This is a genomic window from Achromobacter sp. UMC71 (assembly GCF_014170305.1).
In the GTDB taxonomy this organism is placed as follows: Bacteria; Pseudomonadota; Gammaproteobacteria; order Burkholderiales; family Burkholderiaceae_B; genus Achromobacter.
This window is the reverse complement of record NZ_LZZT01000014.1, coordinates 1-24,028: the sequence shown is the minus strand read 5'-3', so window position 1 is coordinate 24,028 and position 24,028 is coordinate 1. Positions and strand designations below refer to the sequence as shown.

Below are 24,028 nucleotides of genomic sequence, written 5' to 3'. Positions count from 1 at the left end.
TTGTTGCCACTCTCAGGATTTGCCCCACCCATCATGCCCGACCTGGAACCAGACACCGTCTCCGCCCTTGAAGCCCCTGAATTCGCCCCTGCCCAGTTCGTCCGATGGTTCCGAGATGTGGCGCCCTATGTGCATGCGTTCCGAGGCAAGACCTTCGTAGTGGCGTTTGGCGGTGAATTGGTGCAGGCCGGCGCGCTGAATGCGCTGGTCCAGGACTTGTCGCTGCTGTCCTCGCTGGGCATACGGCTGGTGCTGGTGCATGGCTCGCGCCCCCAGGTCAACGAACAACTGCGCCTGAAGGGCTTCACCCAGCAATTCGACCGCGGCCTGGCGCCCACCGACGCCGCCGCGCTGGAATGCGCCAAGGAAGCCGCCGGCGAAATCCGCCTGGACATCGAGGCCGCCTTCAGCCAGGGCCTGCCCAACACGCCCATGTCGCACGCGCACATCCGCGTCATTTCGGGCAATTTCGTCACCGCGCGCCCCACCGGCGTGCTCGACGGCGTGGACTACAAGCACACCGGCCAGGTGCGCAAGATCGACGTCGACGCGCTGAAGTTCGCCATCGAAAAGGGTTCGTCGGTCGTCCTGCTGTCGCCCCTGGGCTTCTCGCCCACCGGCGACGCCTTCAACCTGGCCATGGAAGACCTGGCCACCAGCGTGGCCGTGGCGCTGCGCGCTGAAAAGCTGATCTTCCTGTCCAGCGGCCAAGGCGTGCTGAACGAAGACGGCACCGTCGACACCGAACTGGCCCGCGTCGACGCCGACGGCCTGCTGGCCGCCGGCTCGCTGGACGAGGAAACTGGCGCCTACCTGCAGTACGCCTCGCTGGCGGTCAAGCGCGGCGTGGCCCGCGCCCACCTGGTGCCGTTCGCGCTGGACGGCAGCGTGCTGCTCGAAATCTTCACCCACGACGGCGTGGGCACCATGGTGGTGGAAGACACGCTGGACGACCTGCGCCCGGCCACCATCGACGACGTCGGCGCCATCCTGAGCCTGATCGAGCCCCTGGAAGCCGACGGCACGCTGGTGCCGCGCCCGCGCAGCGTGGTCGAACGCGATGTCGAAAACTTCACCGTGCTCGAGCACGATGGCGTGATCTACGGCTGCGCGGCCCTGCACACCTTCGCCGACGAGCAGATGGCCGAAATGGCCTGCCTGATCGTGCACCCCGAATGGCAAGGCTCGGGCGAAGGCGAGATCCTGCTGCGCCACATGGAATCGCGCGCCCGCGCCACCGGCGCCAAGCGGCTGTTCGTGCTGACCACCCGCACCTCGCACTGGTTCATGAAGCGCGGTTTCGTGCAGGGCGGCATCACCGACCTGCCACGCGAAAAACAGAACCACTACAACCGCTCGCGCAACAGCCTGGTGTTCATCAAGAAGCTGTAACGCCCGGCGCTACCCGCAGGGTCCGAAGGGGCTTGGCGCCGTCCGCGCGCCAAGCCCGCTAAAATGGCCCATTACTTATTCTTTCCGGCAGCGAACCATGGCCCGTACCGTCAACTGTGTGAAATTGAAGCGTGAAGCCGAAGGGCTGGATTTTCCGCCCTACCCCGGCGAACTCGGCACCCGTATCTGGCAAAGCATTTCCAAGGAAGCTTGGGAAGAGTGGAAGCAGGTGCAAACCCGCCTGGTCAACGAAAACCGCCTGAACCTGGCCGACGCCCGCGCCCGCAAGTATCTGCAGCAGCAAATGGAACGCTTCCTGTTCGAAGATGGCAGCGTCGAAGCTCAGGGCTACGTCCCGCCCTCGGCCTGATTGCCGCCGCGCCGCCGCGCGCGGCACGCCTCGAAGCCCCTCGTTCGCGAGGGGCTTCGCGCTTTTGCAGCCCGATTGGCCGCCCCGCCCGGCACTGGCCTTAAGATTCCGATATTGCTGGTCGTATTAAAGCCGTCATGACAGAAGAACCGAGTTCCGCCCTCGCCGCAGACCTGCCCCCGGCCATTCGCCGTGCGCTGGCGATCGCGCCCGACCGCAAGCGCGGCACGCTGGACGATGTGCGGCATGTCGTCATCCTGATGCAGGAGAACCGGTCCTTCGACCATTATTTCGGCGCGTTGCCCGGCGTGCGCGGCTTTGCCGACCCGCATCCCGCGCCCACCGCGGCGGGCAACGTGCTGATTCAGGCCGACGGCGGCCAGCAACTGCGGCCCTATGCGCTGCATGGCGAATACGCCAGCCACACGCCGGTGGGCTACATCACGCCGCACACCTGGGACGACGCCCAGCGCGCCTGGAACGACGGCCGCATGGACCAATGGCTGGCCGCCAAGAGCCGCCTGGGGCTGGGTGCCTACCGTCCCGACGAAGTGCCGTTCCAGACCGCGCTGGCCAACGCCTTCACGCTGTGCGACGCCTACCACTGCGCGATCCACGCCGGCACCAATCCGAACCGGCTGTTCCTGTGGACCGGCACCAACGATCCGCTGGGGCGCGCCGGCGGCCCCGCCCTGGTCAATACGTTCGACCGCCTGGGACCGGCCGACCAGGGGTATGGCTGGACCACCTACCCGGAACGCCTGCAGGCCGCCGGCATCGACTGGCGCATCTACCAGGACATGGCGGACAACTTCCACGACAACCCGCTGGCCGGCTTTCGCCAGTACCGCCGCCAGCTTGCCGGCGACGCCGCGCACGCGCCGCTGCGCGACCGGGCCCTGTCCACCCATACCCTGGACGACCTGGCGCGCGACGTGGACCAGGGCACGCTGCCCCAGGTGTCGTGGATCATCGCGCCCACCGCCGATTCCGAGCATCCGGAAGTCTCGTCGCCGCGCCAGGGCGGCGCCTATACGGAGCGGGTGCTCGAGATCCTGACGCGCAACCCTGCCGTCTGGAGCGGCTGCGTGTTCCTGGTCACCTACGACGAGAACGACTGCTTTTTCGACCACATGCCGCCACCCGCGCCCCCGGCGCGCGTCACGCACGACCCGGCGGGCAACCATTGCGGCGGCCTGTCCACGGTGGAGTTGGACGGCGAATACCACGATGCCCGCCACGGCCCCAGCGCCGGCTCTCCGGACGACCCGCCGGCGCTGCACGGCCGCGGCTTCGGCATGGGCCCGCGCGTGCCGATGCTGGTGGTGTCCCCCTGGAGCCGGGGCGGCTGGGTCAATTCGCAGGTGTTCGACCACACCTCGGTGATCCGCTTCCTGGAAGCCCGTTTCGGGGTGGCCGAGCCCAACATCAGCGCCTGGCGCCGCGCCGTGGCCGGCGACCTGACCTCGGCCTTCGATTTTGCCGGCGACCGCGGCTGGTTGCACGCCGACAGCATCCGCCACGCCTGCGCGCTGCCCTATGCCCTGGAGGCCGTGGGCCGCATGACCGCGGACAGCGAGCACTACCGCCTGACCTTCCGCAACCCCGGCACGGCCGGCGCCGTGCTGCATGTGTACGACCGCCTGGTGCTGGCGCGCGCCCCGCGCCGCTACACGGTGGGCGCGGGTGCCCGGCTGGACGACGGCTGGCGCCTGCATGCGGACGGCGCCTACGATCTGTGGCTGCTGGGCCCCGACGGCTTTCACCGCCAGTTCCGCGGCGACGCGCAAGACGCCGGCCTGCTCGAAACGCAATTGGTGCCGGTGACATCCGGCGTGCGACTGCGCCTGATCAACCACGGCGACACGCACCAGCCGGTGAAGATCGAATCACGCATGGGCGACGGCTGGCGCGCCATGGCGCACGTGCAGGCCGGCGGCGCGCTGGAATTGAAATACGCAGGCTGCGAAGGCTGGTATGACCTGGAGGTCAGCGCGCAGGCCCTGCCCGCCTTCGGCCGCCGCCTGGCCGGACGCATCAATGCCGGCAAACCCGGCGTGCCCGACCCACGGCTGTGCCAGGGTACGGTGCTGCCGCCGGCCGCCGTAGCCGCCACGCGGTAAGGCACGGCCACCCGCCACCGATACCAAACAAAAGCAGGAAAACCAGTACCTCAAGAAAAAACCCCAAGACGCCGCGGCGCTTGGGGCCTTCTTTTGCCTGGACAGCGAGCGGCGCAAAGCCGCCCGCGGATCAGGAATCCTGCTGTTCGTTCGGGGTGTCTTCTTCGCCGCGCGCCAGGCGCTCGGTGTTCTTGACGCCGGTGTGGCGCACGTCGGCGCCCTTGACCATGTAGATGACGCGTTCGGACATGTTCTTGGCGTGGTCGCCAATGCGTTCCAGCGCGCGCGCGATGAAGATCATATCGATGGCGCGCGAAATGGTGCGCGGGTCTTCGATCATGTAGGTGATCAGGTGACGCAGCGCACCCTTCCATTCCTTGTCCACTTCCTTGTCGCTGCGCACGACGGCGGCGGCCAGGATGGGGTCGAGGCGGGCGAAGGCATCCAGGGCCTGGTGCAGCATGGTGCGCACGTTGGAGGCCATGTGACGCAATTCGATCACCGGAATGTGCGGCATGTCGGCTTCGTGGATGCGGCGGGCCACGGTGGCCACTTTCTCGGCCTCGTCGCCCGAGCGTTCCATGTCGGTCAGCATCTTGGACACGGCCATCAGCATGCGCAGGTCGATGGCGGTGGGCTGGTGGCGGGCGAGGATGCGGCTGATGCTCTCGTCGATCTCCACTTCGTGGCGATTGACTTCCTTTTCACGCTCGCGCACCTTTTCAACCAGCGTCAGATCGCCGCTGGCCAGCGCATCGATGGCCTCCTGGATCATGGCTTCGACCACGCCGCCCATCTGCAAGAACTGCGAACGGACGCTTTCCAGATCTGCGTCGAACTGCTTGTTTGTATGCTCCGTCATCCGGGCTCCCTGCGTGGTTGATCTCATTGCATTGCCCCGATATGAAAGAGTTTCTCGAGATGGGCCTGCACAACCGGCAAGGTTATGACCCAAGTGTGACAGGATTATGAATCGCGGCTCCGCCCCCGGCAAGCGCGGGCGGAGCGCACCGCTCGCGCGCTCAGGCGCGGCGGTCCAGGCGGCGGATGCCGTTTTGCGTGGCCAGCAGCGCCACGTCGGCGCCGGCAATGGCGAACAGGCCGACGGTCACGACACCCGCCAGGTTGTTGATGCGGGCTTCCAGGCCCGGCGCGTCGGTGATCGACAGGCCGGCGACGTCCAGGATGATGTTGCCGTTATCGGTGACGAAGCCTTCGCGCAGGCGCGGTTGGCCGCCCAGGGCGACCATGGCGCGGGCGACGGATTCACGCGCCATCGGGATGACTTCGATCGGCAGCGGGAACTTGCCCATGACCTGCACCAGCTTGGATTCGTCGACGATGCAGACGAAGCGCTCGGCCACCGAGGCCACAATCTTTTCGCGCGTCTGCGCGCCGCCGCCGCCCTTGATCATGTGCAGGTTGGCGTCGATTTCGTCGGCGCCGTCCACGTACAGCGGCATGGACGTCACGTCGTTCAGGTCCAGCACTTTCAGGCCATGGCCCGCCAGGCGTGCCGCGCTGCGCTCGGAACTGGCGACCGTGCCGCCGATACGGCCCTTGAAACGCGCCAGCCCGTCGATGAAGAGGTCGGCGGTGGAACCGGTGCCCACGCCGATGATGACGTCCGGGCCGGCAACCTGTTCAACGAGTTCCAGGGCGGCGTCTGCGGCTTGCTGCTTGAGTTCTTGCTGGGTGAGCATGGCGGGGAAAATGCGGAAAAAAGGTGAGTAGAGCGGGGAAATTTAGCATGCGGCCGCGGCCGGCCAGGCCCGCGCCAGGATCGCCGCCACGTCGGCGCCCGCCGCCAGCTCGCCGAACACGCCGCCAGCCGCGCCCAGGCGGCTGCCGACAAAGCCCTGCGCCACCGCCTGGGGCGCGTGCTGGATCAACAGCGCCGCCTGCCACAGCCGCGCCAGGCCACAAGCGATGCGGCGGGCCTGGAACTCGGCCTGGACGGTGCCGGCCAGCAATGACCGCCAGTCCGCCAGCGCCGCGTCGAATTCACGGTACTGGCCCACCGCCGGCGCGAATTCGCTTTCCAGGGCCGGCAGCGCTTCGGGTTCGCGTTGCAGGGCCCGCAACACATCCAGCGCCATGACGTTGCCCGAGCCTTCCCAGATGGAGTTGACCGGCGTTTCGCGATACAGGCGCGGCATGGGGCCTTCTTCGACGTAGCCGTTACCGCCCCAGACTTCCATGCATTCGGCCACCGCCGTGATCGCCCGCTTGCAGACCCAGAGTTTCGCGGCCGGCGTGCCCACCCGCGCCAGCGCGCGCGACCGCGTGTCGCCCCGCTCGTCCACCGCCCGCGCCAGCCGCAGCGCCAGCGCCTGGGCGGCCTCGGATTCCAGCGCCAGGTCGGCCAGCACGTTGCGCATCAGCGGCTGCGCCATTAGCGGCTTGCCGAAAGCCTGGCGGTGGCCGGCATGGTGCAGCGACTGCACCAGCGCCTGGCGCAGCAGCGCGGCGCTGCCCAGCACGCAATCGAGCCGGGTGGTGGCCGCCATTTCCAGCAGCACTGCCAGGCCGCGTCCGGGCTCGCCCACCATCGCCCCCCAGGCCTCTTCGAATTCGACCTCGGCGCTGGCGTTGCTGAGATTGCCCAGCTTGTCCTTCAGGCGCCGGATGCGGATGGCGTTGCGCGGCCCGCCGGGAATCCAGCGCGGCACGAAAAAGCAGCTGAGTCCTTCGCTGGTTTGCGCCAGTACCAGATGCGCGTCGGCCTGCGGCACCGAAAAAAACCATTTGTGCCCGACGAGACGATAGGCGCAGCCTCGGCCCGCCGGGCCCAGCGGCTCGGCCCGCGTGGTGACGGCGCGCAGGTCGGAGCCGCCCTGCTTCTCGGTCAGCCCCATGCCAATCAGGGCGCCGCGCTTGCCGGCCAGGGGCGCGTCGGCGCCGTCGAATTCTCGCGAATACAGCGCGGGCAGCCAATCGCCGCCATAGTCGACCACGCCCGCCGGCTCGCGCTGCAACAGAGGCACCGCGGCAAACGTCATGGTGGTGGGACACAGCGTGCCGGCCTCGACCTGGCCCTGCATCAGGTAGGCCGCGGCGCGCGCCACTTGGGCGCCGGGCACCGGCTGCGCCCAGGCCCGGCTGTGCAGGCCGCGCGCCGCGATGCCGTTCATCAGCAGCTGCCACGCCGGATGGAATTCCACATGGTCGATGCGATGACCGCCGCGGTCGTAGGCCAACAGACGCGGCGGACAGCGGTTGGCTTCGGCGCCGGCGGCCAGGGTCTGGGACCGCCCCAACCAGGCGCCGTGCGCCGCCAGGTCGCCCGCCCAGGCCCCGGCGCCCTCGCGGGCCGCGGCCTCGCGCAGGGCGGGGTCGGTCTCGTACAGCGAATAATCTTCCAGGGGCGGAACCTGATTAAGGACGGTATGGGTCACGAACGAAGTCATGCTGGCTCCCGGCTATACGTTGATGTGCCACGCGCGGCCGCGCCACAGCCACGCTCGTCCTGCTACCCGCCTGCCCGGCAGCGCCGCTACCTGGCGATGGGCGCTACCCGCTGCCAGGGCCGCAAGGCCTCGACCTGGGCGGCCAGTTCCAGCAACCAGGCCTCGCTGCCCAGCGGGCCCATGACCTGGATGCCGATGGGCAGGCCGTCGGCCGACAGGCCGAACGGAATGGAAATCGCAGGCATGCCGGTCAGGTTGGCCAGCGGCGCGAAGGGCGAATAAGCGATCACGCCCTTCTTGCCCAGGCGGTATGCCAGGTAGTCGGCGTTGTCCATGGCGTAGCGGCCGATAGGCGCAGGCAACTGCGCCAGCACCGGCGACAGGAACAGGTCGTGGCCCTGCGCGCCGTCGCGATGCAGAAAGCGCCCGATGCGCCGCGTGATCTCGTGGCAGCTATCGACGCAGGCGACGTACTGCGCCCCGGAGATGGCGCGCGCATATTCGCGCGCGCCCAGCGTGGTCGGTTGCAGTTCGTCGGCGGCCAGCCGGCGGTTGCGCGCGCCGACGAATCCGTCGATGGCGTTGGCCGCCGCGCTGGCGATCAAGGGCAACATGGGCGACAGCACTTCTTCCGAACCGACGGGCGGGGCGGCGCTGACCATTTCGTGCCCCAGCCCGGCAAAGAAGCGGGCGGCCTCTTCGACGGCGGCGGCGACTTCGGGATCGATGGCCGCGCCCTCGTAGGTGGTGCTGATGAACGCGATGCGGCGCCGCGGCGCGGATTGCGGGTCGGCGGACACCCGCGAGACGATGTCCAGATAGGTGTCCTGCGGCTTGGCGGGCGAGGCGTACGGCGCCCCCACGTCGGCACCGGCACTGATGTCCAGCGACGTGGCGCAGTCGCGCACCGACAGGGTCATCATGTGCTCGGTGGCCAAGCCGCCCCAGCCTTCGCCCTTGAGCGGGCCCAGCGGCATCATGCCGCGCGACGGCTTCAGGCCGAGCACGCCGCAACACGAAGCGGGAATGCGGATCGAACCGCCGCCGTCGCTGCCGTGCGCGATGCGCACCATGCCGCTGGCCAGCGCGGCTCCCGCGCCGCCGCTGGAACCGCCCGCGCTGTGACCGGCCTTCCAGGGGTTCTGCGTGGGGGCTCCGTAGACAGGGGATTCGCTGGTGGGGCTCAGGCCGAGTTCGGCGCTGGTGCTGCGGCCAAACGGGATGAGGCCCGCGCGGCGGTAACGCTTGACGATTTCGGCGTCGACCGTCCAGTCGACCTTGCCATACAGTACCGAACCCATGGCGCTGGGCAACCCCAGCGCCGCCGTGCCCAGGTCCTTGAGCAGCGTGGGCACGCCCAGGAAGGGACGTTGGCGCAGCAGCGCCAGGCGCTGATCGGACGTCAGGCCCGCCAGCTCGTCATCGAGTTTTCCGGCCAGTTCAAGGCCCAGTTCGGCCTGCACACCGCAGGCGGCATTGATCGACGGATTGCGCGCCGCCACCCTTTCCACGGCTTGCTGCATCGCGGCAAGCGCGGTCGTGGCTCCCTGGGCGATATCGGCGCCCAGCGCCATCGCGTCGAAGGAAGAGGAATCAAGTCGGTCAGCGGGGCTCATGCTTACGATGCTCCAGATATCGACGGCGAAATGCCGCAACTATGAGGATATCGACAGACCGCCCCGGTCACAAGCGCGGGCCGGCCGCAGACCGGGCATGGACCGCCTGCGGGCCAAGCGGTGGATCAGCCCGCGGGCCGGCCAGCGTCGGGCAGCGGGGTCTCGTCGGCGGCCTCGGCGTCGCTGCCCGCGTTGGTTTCCAGGCCGTCGCCGCCCAGCAGGCGCGCGGCCTCGGCCTCGGGCAAGGCCTCGACGCTCTTCAGGTTGCGCAGCATGGCGCGGGTGCGCACCTCGGTCTGGCCGATCTTGCTGCTGGCGGTGTCCAGCGTTTTCTTGACGCCGGCCAGCGCGTCGCCGAACTTGCCGAATTCGGTCTTGACCGCGCGCAGCACCTGCCAGACTTCGGACGAGCGCTGCTCGATGGCCAGCGTGCGAAAGCCCATTTGCAGGCTGTTGAGCAGCGCCGCCAGGTTGCTGGGCCCCGCCACATTGATGCGCAGATCGTGCAGGCGGTCCAGCAGGCCCGGCCGCCGCAGCACTTCGGCATACAGGCTTTCGGTGGGCAGGAACATGATGGCGAAGTCCGTGGTGTGCGGCGGCGCCACGTACTTGGACGCGATCAGGCGCGCCTGCACTTCAACGGCCTTGCCCAACGCGGCGCCGGCCGCCTTGACGCCTTCGACGTCGGCGGCCTCTTGCGCATCCATCAGGCGCTCGTATTCTTCCTTGGGGAACTTGGCGTCGATCGGCAGCCAGACCGGCGTCCCGCCATCGCCGCGCCCCGGCAGGCGGATGGCGAATTCGACCGCCGCGTCGCTGCCCGGCACCGGCTTGACGTTGCTGGCGTACTGCTCCGGCGTCATGTTGTCTTCGATCAGCCGCGCCAACTGCACTTCGCCCCAGGTGCCGCGCGACTTCACATTGGTCAGCACCCGCTTCAAGTCACCTACGCCAGCGGCCAGCGCCTGCATTTCGCCCAGGCCCTTGTGCACGGCTTCGAGGCGGTCGGACACCTGCTTGAACGACTCGCCCAGGCGCTGTTCCAGGGTGGCGTGAAGCTTTTCGTCCACGGTGCGGCGCATCTCGTCCAGCTTGGCGCTGTTGTCGGTCTGCAACGCCTGCAGGCGCTGGTCGACCGTCGTGCGCACTTCCATCAAGCGGCGCTCGTTGATCTGGATCAGCCCCTGCAACTGCTCGCCAAAGCCCGCGGCGAAGCGGCCCAGCGATTCGGCGGATTCGGCGCGGGCCGCCTGGGCGTCGCGGGTCAGCGCGGCGCGCAGGTCGCCGTGGGATTGCGCCAGCTCCTGGCGCAAGGCCCGGGTCGATTCCGAGAATTCGGCGCGCAGGCCGCGCTGGCCCTCGCCGATATCGGCCCGCAAGGCCCGTTCGGTGCGCTCCAGCCCTTCCAGCAACGCGTCCAGCCGGCCATCGTGGCTGGGACGCGACAGCCGCGCTATCACCACGGCCGTCAGGGCCGCCAGGCAGGCCAGCACCGCGCCACCGGCGGCAATCCAAAGCAGAATGTCATTCGACAAGGTAAACCCCCACGCCGCGCCCACGGCAGCTGCCCGAAATTATAGGGCCGCATCCCTGCCCTTGTAGCTATCCGAAACGACTTCACCCCGCGGATGCAAGACCAAGAGCAAGCAAGAGCATTAAACTGTTAACAACATATATAAAATCCTTAAAAAGAGTTGAATACCGCTGATCTCCCTACATCCTGTGCGCCCGCCGTCGGCTTCGGATCCGTCTTCGGTCCATTGAATCTCAATGACGAAACGCCCGTGGCCATTGGCGGCGATCGCCACATCTTCCAGCACCCGCATGCACCGTCCCTGCTCGTCAAGGTGATGGACATGCAGGCGCGCGCCGTCTACCTGGAAGCGCGGCCTTTCAAGCGCTGGTACAAGCAGTACCAGCGCGAAAGCGCCTACCGCGTCTACCTGAACGAAATCACCGAGTACGTCACCACCACCACGCGCCCGTCCGGCGTCTGGCAGGTGCCCATGGCGCGCATCGTGGGCGTGGCGCAGACGACGCTGGGCCTGGGCCTGCTGGTCGAGAAGATCACCGACGCCGCAGGCAACATCGCGCCCACCGTGGCCGACCTGGCGCGCCAGGGCAAGATGGACGCCAACCTGTCCGCGCAACTGGACGAATTCGTCGAAGACCTGGCCGATGCCCACGTCGTGCTGCACGACCTGTCGGCCAGCAACATCGCCTGCGGCCAGAACGCGGACGGCAAGACGGGCCTGTTCCTGATCGATGGTTTCGGCGTGCTGCCGCTGGTGCCGGTCTACGCCTGGAGCAAGCGGCTCAACCGCAAGCGCATCCAGCGCAAATACGTCGAGATGCGCGCCGCCATGGCGCGCCGCGCCCGCGAGGCGGCCCTGAGAGCCAGCCAAAGCGGATCGGGCGCGCAGGTCTGAACCCGGCCTGCAGCATGGCGGGCGGCGATACCGCCCCCTGCCCCTGATGCTCAGGGCGCGTGTTGCAGCACTCTCCCCTGCGGGTCGACCCATTGATAGTCCCGCCCCGCCACCTGCCCGCGGCGTAGCGGGTTGCGGGTGCAATAAGCCGCGTAGGCCGGGTCGACATAGCGGTATTCCAGGTGCTCGTCGCGTCCGGGCGGAATGCCCAGGCGGGTGGTGCTGATCAACGCCTGCGGCGCTTGGCCCACGTCTTCCACGAACAGCGCCCGCGGATCGAACCGGCGGGCATCCCAATCCGGCACTTTCAGGCCCAACGCGCGGCACAGCAGCGTCTGGCCCGCACACAATTTGGCGGGCGGCCGCGGCTGCCCCTGGGCATCGGGATTCAGCTGCTGCATGCGCGCCAACGCGTCGGGACCGGACAGCGCGTCGGTCCAGGGATAGGCCGATTTGATCAGCACGGCATTGCCGGGGCCGGCGGCACTGAAATTGAGCGAGTCGCCGCCGCGGGCGTAATACATGTAGACCACGCCCCCATCCATGAACAGGGCGCGCCGCTTGTGGGTATAGCCCAGCGACGCGTGGCTGCCCTTTTCTTCCAGGTAGTAGGCTTCGGTCTCGATGATGCGGGCCGACAGCCACAGGCCGCCCACGCGATGGCGCACGACCTTGCCCAGCAACTCGCGCGCGAGCACGCGGGCGTCGCGATTGAAAAAGGCATCGGGCAACGCGTTGCCCGCGCGGCGCGATGCCTGGTTGGCCCGGGTGGCCACGGTGTCAGGCGAAACGTTCGCCGTAGCGCTTTTCGCTGAAGCCGACACCGACCTCGCCATCGGGCGTGACGGTGACGGGACGGCGCACCAGCGCGGGGAATTCAGCGATCAGCTGGGTCCATTGCGCGTCGGTGGCGGGCGTCTTGCGGTCGTCGGGCAGGTTGCGCCAGGTCATGGAGGCGCGGTTGACCAGCTTTTCCCAGCCGCCGACCTTGCCGGACCAGGCCTTCAGGGTGGCGGCCGCCACGGGATGGTCGCGGTAGTCGATGAACTGGTGATCGACGCCGTGTTCGGTCAGCCAGTCGCGCGCCTTGACGCAAGTGCTGCACTTGGTCAGGCCATACAGGGTGGTTTGCTTCATTTGGGTTCGGACTCCTTGCGCCATTGCATGCGGTTGGCCAGGATCACGCAGGTGCCCACCGCCAGGATGAACAGCGTGGCCAGCGCATTGATCTCGGGTTTCAGCCCCAGCCGCACGCGGGAGAAGACCTCCATGGGCAAGGTGCTGGAACTGGGGCCGGACAAAAAGGACGCCAGCACGACGTCGTCCAGCGACAGGGTGAAGGACAGCAGCCAGGCCGATGCCAGCGCCGGCGCGATCAGCGGCAGCGTGATCTTGAAGAACACGACGATGGGCGTGGCGCCCAGATCCAGCGCGGCTTCCTCCAGCGAGCGGTCCAGGTCGCGGATGCGGGTCTGGATCACCACGGCCACGAAGGCCATGCACAGGGTCACGTGGCCGACCCAGATCGTGAAGATGCCATTTTCGGCCGGCCAGCCCAGGTGGCCGCGCAGTTCCACGAACATCAGCAACAGCGAGATGCCCAGCACGACCTCGGGAATGACCAGCGGCGCGCTGAGCATGCCGACGTACAGCGCAAAACCGCGGAACCGCCCCATGCGGCCCAGCACATAGCCGGCCCAAGTGCCGATGATGACGGCGGCCGTGGCGGTCATGGCGGCGATGCGGAACGACAGCCAGGCCGCGCGCAGCAGCGCGTCGTCATTGAACAGCGAGTGGTACCAGCGGAACGAGAAGCCGGTCCAGGACGTGACGGCCGGCGACTCGTTGAACGAGAACACCATCAGGCTGATGATGGGCACATACAGGAAGAAGTAGCCCAGCCCCAGCACGATGGCGCGCAAAGTCTTGTTGGGACCGTTCATTTGCGGCCCCCGGTCGCCAGTTCCTGCTGCTTGACCTGGTTGTATTGGAACAGCGCCAGCGGCACCAGCAGCAACAGCACCATCACGCAGGTCACCGCCGAGGCCATCGGCCAGTCGGTGTTGTTGAAGAACTCGTTCCACATGACGCGGCCCATCATCAGCGTATTGGCACCGCCCAGCATTTCGGGGATGACGTATTCGCCCACCGCCGGAATGAACACCAGCATGGCGCCGGCGATGACACCCTGGCGCGACAGCGGCACGGTGATCTGCCAGAACGCCTGCCAGGGCTTGGCGCCCAGGTCGTAGGCGGCTTCCAGCAGGCGCAGGTCCATCTTCACGAGGGTGGCGTACAAGGGCAGGATGAAGAACGGCAGGTAGGCGTAGACCATGCCGATGTACACGGCCAGGTCGGTGCGGTAGATCTCCAGCGGGCTGGAAATGATGCCCAGCCACTGCAGGAAATTATTGAGCAACCCATCATTGCGCAAGATGCCGACCCAGGCGTACACCCGCAACAGCAGCGAGGTCCAGAACGGCAGGATCACGCCCAGCAGCAGCAGATTACGCACGCCAGGCGACGAACGCGCGATGTAATAGGCGATGGGATAGCCGATCAGCACGCAGGCAAGCGTGGTGATGCCGGCGATCTTGACCGAGCTGAGGTAGGTGGCGAAATACAGGCTGTCGGTGAACAGCAGGATGTAGCCGCGCAGGTGCAGACTGAACTGCACCGCTTCGTCCTTGAATTCCGCCAGCGACGTGTACGGCGGAACACCGAACTTGAGCTCGGCGAAGCTGATCTTGAACACGAGCAGGAACGGCACCAGCAGGAACAGCACCAGCCAGGCGAACGGCGGCACCACCGCCAGCGTCCGGCCAGACGGCAACCAGTCGCGGGGCGAAAAGCGGATCATGACGCCAGCACCGTCGCGCTGTCGGCGTCCCAGCTGACGAAGATTTCTTCATCGATGCCCGGGGCGTCCATCTGGGCCAGCAGCAGGCTGGGCACGCTGGCCTCGACCATGGCGCCCGAATCCAGGCGTATCTGGTAGAGCGCGTAGCTGCCCATCCAGGCCATGTGGCTGACCATGCCGTGGGCCCAGTTGTAATCGCCTGCGGGTTGCTCGCGCGACACCACCATGCGTTCGGGGCGGATCGACACGTGCACGTCCATGCCCAGGGGTTCGCTGACGCCGTGGCTGACGTACAGCGGACGGCTCAATTCAGGGCTTTCGATGGCGACGTGGTCGGGTTCGTCGACCACGATGGTGCCGGTGAACATATTGGTCGAGCCGATGAAGCTGGCCACGAAACGCGAGTTCGGGAAGGCATAGACGTCCTGCGGCGTGCCGCATTGGACGATCTGGCCTTCGGTCATGACGGCCAGGCGATGGGCCATGGTCATGGCCTCTTCCTGGTCGTGGGTGACCATGATGCAGGTCACGCCGACCTGCTCCAGGATCTTGACCAGCTCGATCTGGGTCTTTTGGCGGATCTGCTTGTCCAGCGCGGACATCGGTTCATCGAGCAACAGCAGCTTGGGCCGCTTGACCAGGCTGCGCGCCAGGGCGACGCGCTGCTGCTGGCCGCCGGACAGCTGGTTGGGCTTGCGCCGCGAATAGCCCGCCATCTGGACCAGGTCCAGGGCTTCGAACACGCGGTCGTGGATTTCGGCGCGGTCCACGCCTTCCTGCTTCAGGCCGAAGGCGACGTTGGCCTCGACCGTCATGTGCGGAAACAACGCATACGACTGGAACATCATGTTCACGGGCCGGCGGTACGGCGGCACGCTGGTGATGTCTTCGCCGTCGAGCAGGATCTGGCCGGAGGTGGCTTCCTCGAAGCCGGCCAGCATCCGCAGCAAGGTCGACTTGCCGCTGCCGGAGCTGCCCAGCAACGCGAAAATCTCGTTGCGCTTGACCGAAAGGTTGACGGAACGGACGGCGACCACGTCGCCAAAGATCTTTACGACATCGGCGACCCGGACGAACTCGTCCGGGTCAGCCGAATGCTGCGCCGAGTAACGGCTATCGGTCATGATGGCTATCGTCCGGACTTCAGCTCGGCCCACATGCGGGTTTGCAGGCGCTGGATGTTCAAAGGCAGGGCCTTGATGACGTACAAGGTCTTGGAGACCTCGGGCGACGGGTAGATCATCGGGTTGTCGGCCACGTCCTTGACCACGTACTTGCGCGCCTCTTTGTTGGCGTTCGGGTAGAACATGGTGTTGGTGATGGCGGCGTGCACCTGCGGCGTTTCAATGTAGTTGATGAACGCCAGGGCTTCTTCCGGATGCGGCGCGTCCTTGGGAATGACCATCAGGTCGAACCAGGCCGGGGCGCCGCCCTTGGGGATGAAGTAGTTCACTTCGTAGGCCTTCTTGGCTTCCATGGCGCGCTTGCGGGCGATCATGACGTCGCCGGAGAAGCCATAGACCATACACAGATCGCCGACGGCCAATTCGTCGATGTAGCCCGACGAGCTGAATTGGCGGATGTAGGGGCGGATCTGCTTCAGGACATCCAGCGCGGCCTTGTAGTCGTCGGCGTTGGTGGTGTTGGGATCCTTGCCCAGGTACTTGAGCACGGCCGGGAACACCTGCGCGGCTTCGTCCAGCATCGAGATGCCGCACTCTTTCAGCTTGGCGGCGTTCTCGGGCTTGAAGATCATGTCCCAGCTGGCCAGGTCGACGTTGTCGCCCATGATCTGCTTGACCTTGGTGACGTTGTAGCCCAGGCCGTTGGTGCCGTAGCCCCAGGGCACGGCGTATTCGTTGCCGGGATCGACCGCGGCAACCAGCGCCATGACGTCCGGGTCCAGGTACTTCAGGTTGGGAAGCTTGGACTTGTCCAGTTTCTGGAACAGGCCCGCCTCGATCTGGCGCGAGGCGTAATGCGTGGACGGGACAACGACGTCGTAACCCGATTTGCCGGCCAGGAGCTTGGCCTGCAGGGTGTCGTTGCTGTCGTAGACGTCGTAGCGGACCTTGATGCCGGTTTCCTTTTCGAAACCCGGAATCGTGTCCGGCGCCGTGTATTCGGCCCAGTTGTAGACGTTGACGACCTTGTTCTGCGCCACCGCGGCCGACGTGGCTGCCATGACCAGCATCGTCCCTAGCGCCCAGCGCATTCCCGCCCTTAGTTTCATTACCAGCCCCCCAGCTATCCGCCGTAAGTTACAGGAGTACCAAAAGGCGAAATCATAAAGCTTTTTAGCAAGGACCTGACCAACTTTACCGGCAGATTTAGCCGAATTTGCCGCAATTAGGCCCCGATTGCGACGTCCGGGGCCGCCATGGGCTTACGGCTGCACGCCCACGCCCCAGGCCGTCCAGTAGCTGTCGCGCAATTTGAGCCAGAAGCGTTCGCCGTCTTCGCCGGCCACCTTCACCAGCGAACGGCGCAGGCGCTCCAGGTTGCCCTGGCGCTGGCGGTCGGACAGCCTGCCCTGGGTGCCGCGGTCGAAGTCGATGAGCCAGACCCGGTTGTCGGAACCGATCAGAATATTGAAGGCATTCAGGTCCGCATGCCAGACGCCGGCCCGGTGCATCCGCACGATGACTTCGGCCACCGGCTGCCAGAGCGGGTCGGCCAGGGCCTGCGCCAGCGGCCGCACGCCCGGGATGCGCTCGACCACGATGGCGGCGCGGTAGGTCGGCCCCTGGCGCCAGTAGGCCGCGGCCAGCGGCGCGGGCACCGGCAGGCCTTGCTCGCGCATCGCCGCCAGCAGCCGGAATTCGCGGAAGCTGCGGCTGCGGTCCTCGCCGGCCCACAGGTAGGTGTCGCGGCTGATCCTGGCGATCAGCCCGCCGCGGCGGTAGCGCCGCAACACGCCCTGCCAACCCTGCCCCTGCACGAACCAGGCCGCCTGGCGGCCGCCGGCATCAACCGGACGGGCCCGGTCGCCGTAGTGGGACGGGTTGAAGATGTCGGGACCGGAATCGCCCAGGCGGGCGTCACTGAGCATGGCGCCGGCCAATGGCGCGGGCCAGGCCTGGCGCCGGGCGCCGGAGGGGTCCGGCTTAGCCTTCACGGTTGCGCATCCAGTCGGCCACGCCGAAGAACGACTGCAACAGGCGTTCGACCAGGGCGGGCTCGATGCCTTCGTCCTGCATCGCGCGGCCCATGCACGCGACCCATTGGTCGCGTTCGACGATGCCGATCGAGAACGGCAGGTGGCGGGCCCGTAGCCGCGGATGGCCGAAGCGCTCTATATAGTGATCAGGGCCGCCGAAGTAGCCGCACAGGAACCAGAACAACTTGTCGCGCGCCTCGTCCAGGCTGGGGCCGTGGGCGGCGCGCAGTTCCTTCAGGTCCGGTTCGATGTCCATCAGGTCGTAGAAGCGGTCGACCAGGGCGCGCACGCCCGGCTCGCCGCCAAGCAGCTCGAAAATGCTGCGGGAAATATCCACGGGTTCGGTAATGATCTGCACGCGGGAACTCATCAGGTTTCTCTAAGGGTGACCAGGGGCGGGGTGCGCAGCACGCCGCGCAGCGCCAGCGCGCCGCCGGCCCAGGCGCCGAGCATACCCGCGCCCACCCCGGCCAGCCAGGGCCAGAGGCTGAGGGTAATGGTGAAATCGAACACCTGGGTTGATAAAGCCCAAGCGATCGCGGTGGCGCCGGCCGCCGCCAGCAGGCCGGCCAGCCCGCCCACGGCCCACAGCTCGATGCGCTGCGAACGCGCCAGCTGGCGGCGGGTGGCCCCCAGGGCGCGCAGCACCGCGGCCTCGCGCATGCGCTCGTCGCGGGTGGCGGTGAGCGCGGCCGACAGCACCAGCACGCCGGCCGCCAACGTGAACAGGAACAACAGCTGCACCGCCCGTCCGACCTCGTTGAGCACCGACTGCAGCTGCTGCAGGATCGCGCCCACGTCGAACACCGTCAGGTTGGGGAACTGCCGCACCAGCGCGGGTAGCACCTGCGCCTTGTCGGGCGGCAGGTAAAAGGACGTGATCCAGCTTTGCGGCATGTCGGCCAGGGACGCGGGCGTCAGGATGGCGAAAAAATTCACGCGCATCGTATCCCAATCCACCCGCCGCGTGCTGGACACGGCCACTTCCACCTGCTGGCCCGCCACGTCGAAGGTTATCTTGTCGCCCAGCTTGATGCCCAGGGTCTTGGCCAGACCCGATTCCAGCGAGACCTCGGCCGATCCCGGCGTCAGCCACCGGCCCTGCTCGATCCGGTTGGACGAGGGCATGTCCTGGCCATAGGACAGGTTGAACTCGCGGTCCACCAGGCGCTTGGCGCGCGGCTCTTCGTAGTCGTCAGGGCCCACCGGCTTGCCATTGACGGCGATCAGGCGGCCCCGCACCATCGGCGACAGCACGATACCGCCCAGCCCCTCGCGGGTCAGCGCGTCGGTCACGGCCTGGCGCTGGTCCGGCTGCACATTGATCAGGAAACGGTTGGGCGCGTCCGGCGGCAGCGTGCGCTGCCAGCCCTGGATGAGGTCGGTGCGCGTCATCGCCAGCAGCAGCAAGGCCATCAGCCCCACCGCCAGCGCGCAGACCTGCGTGATGGTGGCGGCGCGCCGCCGCACCACCCCGGCCAGCGCAAAACGCAGGGCCGGCAGGCCGGCGGCCAGGCCGCGCAGCCGCGCCAGGCCCAGGATGCACAGCCAGGCGACCAGCGCGAACACGGCGAACGCGCCCAGGAAGCCGCCCGCCACCACGCCGCCCAGCTTGGCGTCGCCGGCGAACCACCAGATCAAGAGGGCAAAGCCGACGGCGCCTACGACATAGCCGGTGGCGCTGCGGGCGCTGAGGGTATCGGCGTCACGCCGCAACACCCGGGCCGGCGGCACGTGGCGCAACTGCGCCAGCGCCGGCAAAGCAAACCCCAGCAGCAGCAACAGGCCGGTCAACAGCCCCTGCAACGCCGGAATGGCCGACGGCGCGGGCAGCGCGGTATCGATCAACGAGGCCAGCACCATCACCAGCACCTGATGCACGGCGTAGCCCAGCAGGCAGCCGGCGGCCGAGGCAAACAGACCGACCAGCGCGAATTCCAGGGTCAGCATGCGCGCCACCTGCGATTGCACCGCCCCCAGGCAGCGCATGACGGCGATGCCGTCGCGGTGCCGCGTCATGTAACGGCCCGCCGCCAGCGCCACCGCCACCGCGGAAATCAGCACGGCCAGCAGCGCGACCAGCGATAGGAAGCGCTGCGCCCGGTCCAGCGTGCGGCGCACTTCGGGGCGGCCCGATTCCAGCGTGGCGACCTTCTGGCCCCGCTTCAGGTTCTGGTTGAGCCAGGCGGAGTACCCCGCCACCGCGTCCGGCTGGCCGGCGGCCAGCAGCGCGTAGCCGATGCGGCTGCCCGGCGCGATCAGGCCGGTGGCCGGCAGGTCGCTGGCGCGCAGCAGCACCCGCGGCGCCACATTCACGAACTGCATGCCGCGGTCCGGTTCGTACGTGATCACGCGGTCGATGCGCAGATGGGCGTCGCCCACGTTCAGGGTATCGCCCACCTTCAGGCTCAGCAGCGACAGCAGTTGGGCGTCCACCCAGACCGCGCCCTCAGGCGGGATGTCGCGGGTGGGCGCATCGGGACTGAACGGCGCGTCGGTCACCCGCAGGGCGCCGCGCAGCGGATAGCCGGGCTCGACGGCCTTGAGCGCCGCCAATTGCGCGCCGTCGCCGGCGCTGACCATGGACGGAAACTGCCAGGTGCTGGAAACCTGCAAGCCACGTTCGCGCGCCTGGTCCATGAAGGCCTGCGGCACCGGCTCGTCGGCGTCCAGCACCAGGTCGGCGCCCAGCATCTGGCCGGCGTCGCGCTCCAATGCGCGGCTGACGCGGTCGGCCAGGAAGCCGACGCTGGTCACGGCGGCCACCGCCACCACCAGGGCCAGCACCAGCAGCCGCAGCTCGCCGGCCCGCGCATCGCGCATCATCATGCGGGCGCCCAGCGCCAGGGTGGTCCAGAAACCGGGGCGCCGGGCCCGCGAGACATCAGGGAAATCCATCATCTGCCAATGTTAACCAACGGCCGGAATGGGGGCCGAATCCCGCTATCATGCGCGAAGCGCCTTACGGTGCCACACATCAAGCTGCAAAAAAATACCCAAAACCCTGGAGAAGACAATGCGTAAATCCTGGCTCGCGGCCACGATTCTTGCCGCCTGCGCGGCTGCCGCCCCCCTGGCCGCTTCGGCCCAGACCCAACTGAAGATGGCGTATGCCCTGTCCGCGTCGTCGCACTATGGCGCCGGCGCCGACGCCCTGGCCAAATCCATCGAAGCGTCCAGCGGCGGCAAATACAAAGTACAGCAATTCGCCAACAGCGCGCTGGGCGGCGAACGCGAAGTGATCGAAGGCCTGCAGATCGGCACCATCGACCTGGCCATCGTCTCGACCGGCGCCACCCTGAACTTCGTGCCCGAGACCGGCGTCTTCGACATCCCCTTCCTGCTGCGCGACCTGCCGCACGCCCGTAACGTGCTGGACAGCAAGATCGGACAAGATATGCTGGCAAAGTTCCCCAGCCGCGGCATCATCGCGCTGGCCTGGGGCGAACAGGGCTTTCGCCATCTGACCAACAACGTGCGCCCGGTCAAGACCCCGGCGGACGCCAAGGGCCTGAAGATCCGCACGACCGAGAACCCGATCCACATCACGGCCTTCCGCCAGATCGGCATCCTGCCCACCCCGATGGCCTGGCCCGAAGTGGCCACCGCCCTGCAACAGGGCACCATCGACGGCCAGGAAAACCCGCTGTCGGTGATCACGTCGGCCAAGCTGTCGCAGATGCAGAAATACCTGTCGCTGACCGGCCACGTCTACGGCCCGGCGCTGGTGCTGATGTCGTCCAATGTCTATGACGGCCTGTCCGCCGACGACAAGGCCAAGTTCGACAAGGCCGGCAAGGAATCCGCCCAGGCCATGCGCGCCTACGTGGACAACATCGAGAAGACCGGCGTCGAACAGCTCAAGGAGGAAGGCATGCAGGTCTCGGAAGTCGACCGCGCCGCCTTCGCCGCCGCCGTCGAACCCGCCTACCCCGAGTACTACAAGAAGTTCGACAAGAAGCTGATCGACGCGATCCGCGACACCAAGTAAACCCGGCGGACGCGAGCCGCTGCCGCGGCGGAACCCGGTTCCGCCCTGGCAGCGATTCCGCGCCGTGCGGCTGCTTGATGGGGTTGCGGCGTTTCGCCCCGATCGATGCGCCCCCTTAGTCCCTGCCCTGCCCCTCGTTATCCGCTACCGGAAACTCCTATGCGATTGCTCTGCGCCTTCGACCGCATCCTCTTCAAGCTGGTGTCGGTCATCGCCCAACTCCTCCTGGTCGCCGCCGCGGCCGCCGCCTTCTACCAGGTCATCGCGCGCTTCGTACTGCATTCCCCCGCCGACTGGAGCGAGGTGCTGACACGCGCCCTGCTGATCTGGACGGTGCTGCTGGGCGTGGCGCTGGCCTTTCGCCACGGCGCCATGATCAGCGTCGAACTGCTGCGCAATATGCTGGGCGGCCTGCGCCGCCGCGTGCTCGAAGCGGTCATCGGCCTGATCTGCGCGGGCTTCCTGGGCTTCATCGCCTGGATCGGCGGCCAGATGACCTACCGCGTGCGCTTCCAGAACGTGCCCAGCCTGGACATCTCCATTTCCTGGATCTACTCGGCCATTCCGGTCGGCGCCACGCTCGCCGCCATCGCCGTGCTGGCCCGCTGGTGCGCTGGCGAGGAAGAAGACGTCCCCGTGCGCAACGACGCGCAAGGTTGAGCCCCCGCCCCGAATCCAAGCAGACGATATTGCCATGTCCCAATTAATGATTGTCTCGATGCTGATTTTCTTCGGGCTGTCCGTGCCGGTCGCGGTGTCGATCGGCCTGGCCAGCCTGGCCGGCGTCGGCGCCGCCAACCTGCCCTGGCTGGTGGTGGCCCAGCAGTTGTACGCCGCCCTGGACAAGTACCCCCTGGTCGCGATCCCCTTCTTCATCCTGGCCGGCAACCTGATGGAAGCCGGCGGTATTTCCGAACGCATGGTGGAGTTCGCCAAGAGCGTGGTCGGCGGTATCCAGGGCGGCTTGGCCTGCACCTGCGTGCTGACCTGCATGATCTTCGCCGCGGTGGCCGGTTCCAGCGTGGCCACGACCTTCGCGGTGGGCGCGATCCTGATCCCGGCGATGATCCGCCACGGCTACCCCGCCCCCTTCGCGGCGTCGCTACAAGCCAGCGCGGCGGAGCTGGGCGTGATCATTCCGCCATCGATCCCGATGATCCTGTTCGCGGTGTCGACCGACACGTCCACCGGCGAACTGTTCATCGCTGGCGTCATGCCTGGCATCCTGATCGGCGTGGCCCTGATGTTCTACGTCTGGATCTACGCCAAACGCAACAACCTGGGCAAGCGCGACGGCGAAGGCCGCCTGCCGCTGTGGCCGGCCTTCAAGCGCGCCTGGCTGGCGCTGATGATGCCGGTCATCATCCTGGGCGGCATCTACGGCGGCGTCTTCACGCCGACGGAAGCGTCGGTGGTGGCGGTGATGTACGCGGTGGTGGTGGGAAAATTCATCTACCGCCGCCTGAGTTTCAAGCAACTGTCGGACACGCTGCACAAGTCGGTAGTCTCGACGGCGGTGATCATGTTCGTGATCGCGAACGCCGGGGTCTTCAGCTTCCTGCTGAACCGCGCAGGCATCCCCGACGCGCTGGGCATCTGGCTGTCGCAGCTGTTCGACACGCAGTTCACGTTCCTGATGGGGGTGAACGCGGCGCTGTTCGTGATCGGCATGTTCATCGAAACCTCGGCCTCGATCGTGGTGCTGGCCCCGCTGTTGCTGCCGGTGGCCCTGAAGTTCGGCGTGGACCCGGTGCACTTCGGCATCATCATGGTGGTCAACTTGGCGCTGGGCATGATTACGCCGCCATTCGGGGTGAATCTCTTTGCGGCGTGCGCGGTTGCCAAGCTGCCGTTGGAGAGGTTGATCAAGCCGTTGGTGCCATTCGTGGGGGTGGTGATTGTTTGCCTTCTTGTGATTACTTATTGGCCTGGGTTGTCGTTGGGGTTGCGAGATTTGGTTTATTCCAAATAGGGGCTAGCGTCGGATGGGGCTTCGTAGGTTGCTCGTCGACGGTTCTTCGTAGGTCGCCCCTGGCGGCGGTGGCTTGCGGAGTGGGCGCCCACGATTGCGGTCCGGCGCGCGGGCGCCGGACTTCCCTAGGCGGGCCCCCCCGTTGTCATCGTCGTCCGCCTTCGGCTCCCTTCCGATTCCCTCGGGCGCATCGAGGTTGCCCACTCCGCAAGCCACCGCCGCCAGGGGCTACGGGTTTCGAGATTTGTCGCGCTGCTGGACCCGTGTTCGGGGAATGAAATCTACAGGGCCGCCAAGCCGCGGCCGCGCGGGCGGCCACGTTTGGCATTGCGTTTTCGGGGCATGTGCCGATGACGCTCCGCGCTGCCGGAGGTTGGCTTTCTGAGGGCGTGCACATCAAGTGGGAGGGGCGGTGATGGGCGGCGCGGCGAAGGCCGGCTTGCTCTTGTTGACCGTCTCGCGCGCCGCCCATCGGGCGCTGGAGCGTTTGTTGGAATCCACGGTAGCCGCGCCGCCGGAGGATCCGTGTGATCGATGGGCGCGCCAGGTTCAGCCGAGAGTTGCCGCCACAAACGTGGCATCGGCGTCACGCGCTACATACTCGCTCTTGTATATACATCATCGGCGTCATGCACTACACCCTTGCTCTATATATACATATGTAGTTTTATAAACCACACATGTACTTTGAGCACCCAATCAACC

21 protein-coding genes are annotated in these 24,028 nt (G+C 67.1%); 7 read left to right on the top strand and 14 right to left on the bottom strand.

Annotated features, from left to right (window positions below; translation table 11 throughout):
- The first annotated feature begins 33 nt into the window (after positions 1-33).
- From argA to A9974_RS05955, 3 genes are all read left to right on the top strand, one after another.
- Positions 34-1,392 carry an amino-acid N-acetyltransferase gene (gene argA / locus A9974_RS05965; RefSeq protein ID WP_183003236.1) on the top strand — a complete coding sequence of 453 codons (1,359 nt, stop codon included), beginning with the start codon at positions 34-36 and terminating at the stop codon, positions 1,390-1,392.
- A 97-nt stretch (positions 1,393-1,489) separates the two neighbouring features.
- Positions 1,490-1,762: an oxidative damage protection protein gene (locus A9974_RS05960; protein ID WP_006384045.1), complete on the top strand. Its 273-nt coding sequence runs from the start codon at positions 1,490-1,492 to the stop codon at positions 1,760-1,762.
- Between the two features lie 137 nt (positions 1,763-1,899).
- Positions 1,900-3,885, top strand: a complete 1,986-nt coding sequence (locus A9974_RS05955) for a phosphocholine-specific phospholipase C (RefSeq protein WP_183003235.1) — start codon at positions 1,900-1,902, stop codon at positions 3,883-3,885.
- 130 nt (positions 3,886-4,015) lie between these two features.
- Here A9974_RS05955 and phoU read toward each other — a convergent pair whose 3' ends face one another.
- From phoU to rmuC, 5 genes are all read right to left on the bottom strand, one after another.
- Positions 4,016-4,747, bottom strand: coding sequence for a phosphate signaling complex protein PhoU (phoU, locus tag A9974_RS05950; protein WP_183003234.1), 732 nt, complete (start codon positions 4,745-4,747; stop codon positions 4,016-4,018).
- A 160-nt stretch (positions 4,748-4,907) separates the two neighbouring features.
- Complete coding sequence (gene rpiA, locus A9974_RS05945) at positions 4,908-5,588, bottom strand: ribose-5-phosphate isomerase RpiA (RefSeq protein ID WP_183003233.1); 681 nt, start codon at positions 5,586-5,588, stop codon at positions 4,908-4,910.
- A gap of 42 nt (positions 5,589-5,630) precedes the next feature.
- Entirely contained in the window at positions 5,631-7,295 is a 1,665-nt protein-coding gene (locus A9974_RS05940; protein WP_183003232.1) for an isovaleryl-CoA dehydrogenase, read from the bottom strand.
- A gap of 86 nt (positions 7,296-7,381) precedes the next feature.
- Positions 7,382-8,911, bottom strand: coding sequence for an amidase (locus tag A9974_RS05935; protein ID WP_183003231.1), 1,530 nt, complete (start codon positions 8,909-8,911; stop codon positions 7,382-7,384).
- 125 nt (positions 8,912-9,036) lie between these two features.
- The gene (gene rmuC / locus A9974_RS05930) at positions 9,037-10,446 is read right to left on the bottom strand and encodes a DNA recombination protein RmuC (RefSeq protein WP_220805859.1); all 1,410 of its coding nucleotides are present in this window, start codon (positions 10,444-10,446) and stop codon (positions 9,037-9,039) included.
- Positions 10,447-10,605: 159 nt separating this feature from the next.
- Here rmuC and A9974_RS05925 point away from each other — a divergent pair, with 159 nt between their 5' ends.
- Positions 10,606-11,340: a PhoP regulatory network YrbL family protein gene (locus A9974_RS05925; RefSeq protein WP_183003230.1), complete on the top strand. Its 735-nt coding sequence runs from the start codon at positions 10,606-10,608 to the stop codon at positions 11,338-11,340.
- Between the two features lie 50 nt (positions 11,341-11,390).
- On the opposite strand, the gene A9974_RS05920 is transcribed toward A9974_RS05925, so the two are convergent.
- From A9974_RS05920 to A9974_RS05880, 9 genes are all read right to left on the bottom strand, one after another.
- On the bottom strand, positions 11,391-12,116 hold the full coding sequence (locus A9974_RS05920) for a DNA-3-methyladenine glycosylase (protein ID WP_370539579.1): 726 nt from the start codon (positions 12,114-12,116) through the stop codon (positions 11,391-11,393).
- 4 nt (positions 12,117-12,120) lie between these two features.
- Positions 12,121-12,477 (bottom strand): Spx/MgsR family RNA polymerase-binding regulatory protein, encoded by a 357-nt coding sequence (locus tag A9974_RS05915; RefSeq protein WP_183003228.1) that lies wholly within the window; start codon positions 12,475-12,477, stop codon positions 12,121-12,123.
- Entirely contained in the window at positions 12,474-13,283 is an 810-nt protein-coding gene (locus tag A9974_RS05910; RefSeq protein WP_183003227.1) for an ABC transporter permease subunit, read from the bottom strand. Before A9974_RS05910 ends, A9974_RS05915 begins: the two co-directional genes overlap by 4 nt.
- Positions 13,280-14,200: an ABC transporter permease subunit gene (locus A9974_RS05905; protein ID WP_183003226.1), complete on the bottom strand. Its 921-nt coding sequence runs from the start codon at positions 14,198-14,200 to the stop codon at positions 13,280-13,282. Before A9974_RS05905 ends, A9974_RS05910 begins: the two co-directional genes overlap by 4 nt.
- Positions 14,197-15,324 (bottom strand): ABC transporter ATP-binding protein, encoded by a 1,128-nt coding sequence (locus A9974_RS05900; protein WP_183003225.1) that lies wholly within the window; start codon positions 15,322-15,324, stop codon positions 14,197-14,199. The genes A9974_RS05905 and A9974_RS05900 overlap by 4 nt, the downstream gene beginning before the upstream one ends.
- Before the next feature lie 5 nt (positions 15,325-15,329).
- The gene (locus A9974_RS05895) at positions 15,330-16,433 is read right to left on the bottom strand and encodes a polyamine ABC transporter substrate-binding protein (RefSeq protein ID WP_183003224.1); all 1,104 of its coding nucleotides are present in this window, start codon (positions 16,431-16,433) and stop codon (positions 15,330-15,332) included.
- A gap of 153 nt (positions 16,434-16,586) precedes the next feature.
- Positions 16,587-17,252 (bottom strand): 3-deoxy-D-manno-octulosonic acid kinase, encoded by a 666-nt coding sequence (locus tag A9974_RS05890; protein ID WP_255468051.1) that lies wholly within the window; start codon positions 17,250-17,252, stop codon positions 16,587-16,589.
- Positions 17,253-17,307: 55 nt separating this feature from the next.
- Complete coding sequence (locus A9974_RS05885; protein ID WP_183003222.1) at positions 17,308-17,730, bottom strand: group II truncated hemoglobin; 423 nt, start codon at positions 17,728-17,730, stop codon at positions 17,308-17,310.
- Positions 17,730-20,261: an ABC transporter permease gene (locus tag A9974_RS05880; protein ID WP_183003221.1), complete on the bottom strand. Its 2,532-nt coding sequence runs from the start codon at positions 20,259-20,261 to the stop codon at positions 17,730-17,732. The genes A9974_RS05885 and A9974_RS05880 overlap by 1 nt, the downstream gene beginning before the upstream one ends.
- A 115-nt stretch (positions 20,262-20,376) precedes the next feature.
- On the opposite strand from A9974_RS05880, the gene A9974_RS05875 reads away from it, so the two are divergent.
- The 3 genes from A9974_RS05875 (at position 20,377) to A9974_RS05865 (ending at position 23,323) form a co-directional block, all read left to right on the top strand.
- Complete coding sequence (locus A9974_RS05875; protein ID WP_183003220.1) at positions 20,377-21,351, top strand: TRAP transporter substrate-binding protein; 975 nt, start codon at positions 20,377-20,379, stop codon at positions 21,349-21,351.
- Between the two features lie 159 nt (positions 21,352-21,510).
- The gene (locus A9974_RS05870) at positions 21,511-22,011 is read left to right on the top strand and encodes a TRAP transporter small permease (RefSeq protein ID WP_183003219.1); all 501 of its coding nucleotides are present in this window, start codon (positions 21,511-21,513) and stop codon (positions 22,009-22,011) included.
- Positions 22,012-22,045: 34 nt separating this feature from the next.
- On the top strand, positions 22,046-23,323 hold the full coding sequence (locus A9974_RS05865; RefSeq protein ID WP_183003218.1) for a TRAP transporter large permease: 1,278 nt from the start codon (positions 22,046-22,048) through the stop codon (positions 23,321-23,323).
- The last annotated feature ends 705 nt before the right edge of the window (positions 23,324-24,028 follow it).